The organism is Nocardiopsis sp. NPDC055551 (genome assembly GCF_053619415.1).
The window spans coordinates 1-3,913 of record NZ_JBSHJJ010000024.1 but is presented as its reverse complement, the minus strand read 5'-3'; the positions used below and the strand labels follow the sequence as shown (position 1 = coordinate 3,913).

At 36.1% G+C, this 3,913-nt stretch carries 5 protein-coding genes; all 5 read right to left on the bottom strand.

What is annotated here, in order from left to right:
• The coding region (locus ACWGSK_RS27505) for a DNA polymerase (protein ID WP_452457180.1) at positions 1 to 1,474 on the bottom strand (1,474 nt) is incomplete at its 3' end.
• Positions 1,475 to 2,278, bottom strand: coding sequence for a hypothetical protein (locus ACWGSK_RS27500; RefSeq protein ID WP_376912104.1), 804 nt, complete (start codon positions 2,276 to 2,278; stop codon positions 1,475 to 1,477). It lies immediately after the preceding gene.
• A 53-nt stretch (positions 2,279 to 2,331) separates the two neighbouring features.
• Entirely contained in the window at positions 2,332 to 2,553 is a 222-nt protein-coding gene (locus ACWGSK_RS27495; RefSeq protein WP_376642817.1) for a hypothetical protein, read from the bottom strand.
• Between the two features lie 82 nt (positions 2,554 to 2,635).
• Positions 2,636 to 3,103 (bottom strand): hypothetical protein, encoded by a 468-nt coding sequence (locus ACWGSK_RS27490; protein WP_326194938.1) that lies wholly within the window; start codon positions 3,101 to 3,103, stop codon positions 2,636 to 2,638.
• 20 nt (positions 3,104 to 3,123) lie between these two features.
• Positions 3,124 to 3,291: a helix-turn-helix domain-containing protein gene (locus ACWGSK_RS27485; RefSeq protein WP_326194937.1), complete on the bottom strand. Its 168-nt coding sequence runs from the start codon at positions 3,289 to 3,291 to the stop codon at positions 3,124 to 3,126.
• Positions 3,292 to 3,913: the final 622 nt, after the last annotated feature.

The window sequence follows — 3,913 nt, the reverse complement described above, 5'->3', positions numbered from 1 at the left end:
TAACGTAGGCGGCTATATGCGGCTGAATATACGGCGCTTTGCTGGGGACGGCTGCTTCAATAAATTCTTGTCCATATACAGGGTTAAATAATTCAACATAAGGATAGCCTTTTTCTTCGCATGTCTCAATTTCTGTGACAGGTAAAATCGTTTGCCGAACCCTTTGCATACCGAATTTTCCGTACAGTGCATTTTGCATTAATTTTGCAAACGTCTTTTTTGCTCCATCACTTGTATTTTTAATCTCTTCAAAATAGGAGACAAAATCTTTAAATATATAATCGGTCTTTTCAAAATAAATACATTGATGAATTTCTTTTATTTTAGCACCCATTTCTAACGCCAATTCAATTTCTTCAAACGTCCATATCCCTGAAAGGTTACCGACCGGGAAACATAATTTTTTGTACATTCTGTGAGGTAGAGGCGGTATATGTAAAGTAGTCGGTATGTGAATATCACATTCTAAAAAACCGCCGCCCTGTCTATAGCTGTACCAATATTTAAATACGTTTCGGGCTTTGTCTCCTTTATGGTGACGCGGTTTCCCTATAGGTATTGGGTTCACTTTCATAACGTACGGATATAATGAATTTACATCATAATGAAAGCCGCCATTTAATTCACTTTGAAATACTTCTGTACGTCCACCATAATATGCCTTGCGTATAAAATCCTCTGTAAACTCGCCCCATTTGCTATAACCGTAATTCGTGGAAATAGCCTTTTCATAATCTTCAGGATAATTCATTTGATATACTTTCATTGCAAGACTTGCGGTAGTAGGACATTTTAAAAATTCATGAATCGGCAAGCCGGATATTTCAATAAGCATTGTAACAATTTCATATAATGCCACACAGTCCAACCGTAAATATTCATTTAATTCAGGTTCATACGGATCGACCTTCATAAAATAATTCCCTTGGGATTCCCGGTCATCATATTTACCCGGGTCATTTGTGGGGTTTCCGTCAGCGTCAAGCGCCCATCCCAATTTCAAAATATGGTCTTTTAAATCTATTTTTGCTTTTTCTTGCGAAATATTAAAATCCTCACATATCTTTTTTAATGAACCCATTACAAGCTTGCTGGAATCATGAAATGTAATAGGTTGCGAAATAATTTCATTTTCTTCAGTTATTTGGGATTCATTAAGACCTGTTTTAAATACCGTAACGACATTATTAATAAAAATCGAATTTTTTAAATCCGCTTCAGGTAAAATGTCCTTTGCGATTTTTGAAATGTCGAAATCTAGATTATGAATAAATACATGACAATCGTATTTTGTGGTATACTGTGAGAGAACCGTTTTCAGGTTTTTAAAAGTGTTTGTCGCACGGTATCTACTACCGTCATATAATCCGACGCGGAAGACTTCCCCAAAAAGTCCTCGCGTCTCAGTATCAAGCGTAAGTATCTTAACGGGTTTACTTGCGCTTTTTTCTTTATTCTCTTTTTCCTTACTCATTTAAAATCCACCTCTCCATCGTAAATCCTTCGCTAAACGTTTCGCCGTTTTGATATTTACTTGCGGGAGATATTTCTGAATTAAATCCCCAATAAATTGAGCCTTTTCTTCATTGTCATATAAAACCCTCATGCCTGCATTTATTGCAATTAATAAATCTTTATATCTCCTTAAATCGGCTTTTCCTTCATATAGCAAAATCCATGAATTCATATCAGCCAGTCTAAGAGAATCAAAATTTCTCATAAATGCTTTATGCTGTTTCCTTTTATTATTGGGGACAACATGCATACTTATTGTTCCTATTTCAGCGGGAAGTTTAGCACCTAAAAAACCTCTTATAGATTCGATAAGATAATCAACGCTCACATGTCTGTAAGACCGTTTTAAGTCCTCTATCACATTTGCATCCATCATTGTGTCGGTTTTTTCTTTCCAGTAAATCATTAAATAGGGTTCAGTAGCTTGTCGGGCTTTTCTTTCAGCCGCTTTTCTTTTTCTTTCTTCAGCCTTCGCCCGCTTATTTAATTCTTTGTTATACCATTCATTAAATCGTGATTCGCTCCAATACCTTTTTGCGGAATGTTCGGAGACTTTAAATCCTAACCGTTTAATTAATTCAGATCGTTCATTTGCAATTAAACTACGACTCTTTTTCTTAACAATTTTATTTACTGTGGCAGGTTTATTTTTTAATTCCTTTATAACCTTTTTGTCAGTAATTCCGACTTTTTTCAAGGCAGCTATATTTTGTTTTTTCTGCTGTTTCTTCTTCAGCCGCTTTTTCTTCCCAATCAGTGACACCCCCTTTAAACACAAAAGTCACAGGGAAACGAATTTCCCTGTCAATTTAATATTTAAATGGCTTCTGCTTTTTGTGTCGGAATATAGCGAACAGAACCGCGTGACAGTTCGTCTTGTGCTTCAGCATGAAAATAGGAGACTATTGCAAGCATTTCTGAACGAGTGAAACTAATAATCTGTTGTGTATCGTCATCAAGCTTTTGAGCGAAACAATACATATTCTCCACTCTATCCTCTTTAATCTCTGTGCGGCGTTCTCCGTTGTCGAAAATCATTACGTTTTTATCCAAGTCTAGCAACCTCCGTATATAGTAATTTAATATAAGAAAAGCCGCCCCGATCGGAGCGACTATTTAATTAGTCCACAAGCGCAAGTGTCAATGTTTTAAAGCCGCGGCGGGTTTTAACTTCTTTTGGAACAACTTTTAATGGCTCGTCCGTCCAAGGACCTTGCCCTACAATCCCAATGATACGTTGTAGGGAGCTTGCTACGCCCTGAGATACACTGTGATAGCCTTGTCCGTCTGCTGTTAAAAGAACAACGCGCATTGCCTGAATTGTCTCTTTCGTGACTTCATCCTCTAATTCAACCGCATGGGCGACCATGTCTGTAATTTCAATTACTTCTCCGATATGGTCTGATAGAGAGTGTTCAGCGTTGCTTACCGCGTTGTAAAGTTTGATGCTGCTCTTTCTGTCCGTTGCCTGGATAGTTGAAAACATTTGTTGTGTACCTTGTTCAAAAATACTTGGTGATGCTGTTGCAATGTCCTCAGTTGCCAATACGTCAGTAGTGTTTTCAGTGTTTTTAATAGTGTTTGTCATTTTAAAATTCCCCCAAAGAATTAATTTTGTTTTAAGTATTCATTGAATTTTTCAGCTGACACGCGCCATTCTCGACCGACTTTGAAACCTTTAATTTCTCCGTTGTTCAGCATTTTGCGAGCCGTTTTTTCAGATATTTTTAATATCTCGGCTACCTGTTTAACTGTTAAAACCTCTTCACTAGACAAAAAGCGTACCTCCCTCTACATATGTATCACTTCCTTTAAAGGGCTTCAGATTCCTTTATGTTCCCTTTGATGACCTTATCTTACCATCAAGGGATATATCATGTCTACCCCTTTTTACAAATTTCTTCAGAATTTTTTCAGGAAGGATTCGACATTATGCGACATATTGGTAGGAGAAGAAAATATTTCTGTACCAATAATAGAACACATGTTCCTGAATGTAAAGTCCTATTATATATGAAATAACTGGGTATCAGGGATAGAAATGTCCTATCTCTTATGTTCGCACTGAGTATAAATGTTTATAACAGGTTATTATTGACAAACTAAAATAAGTGTGTATATACTCTCTCCATTAAAGGAGATGAATAATTTATGCCAAATCTAGAAATATTAGATATTATTAATATGAAATTAGATACGAAATACAAGCATATTGAACACTTTTTAAAGGATTGGATAGATAAGAAGTACAACAATATGGATGTTTACGAAATTCTTGTATATTTAAAACACTTTAATATATCGCCTAAAGAATAGTCCTCCCTTTTCCGGGAGGATATTTTATTTATTGACAGTTCCCGTGGTTCATGTTAATTAGCACAGAAATGTGGGATTGTCA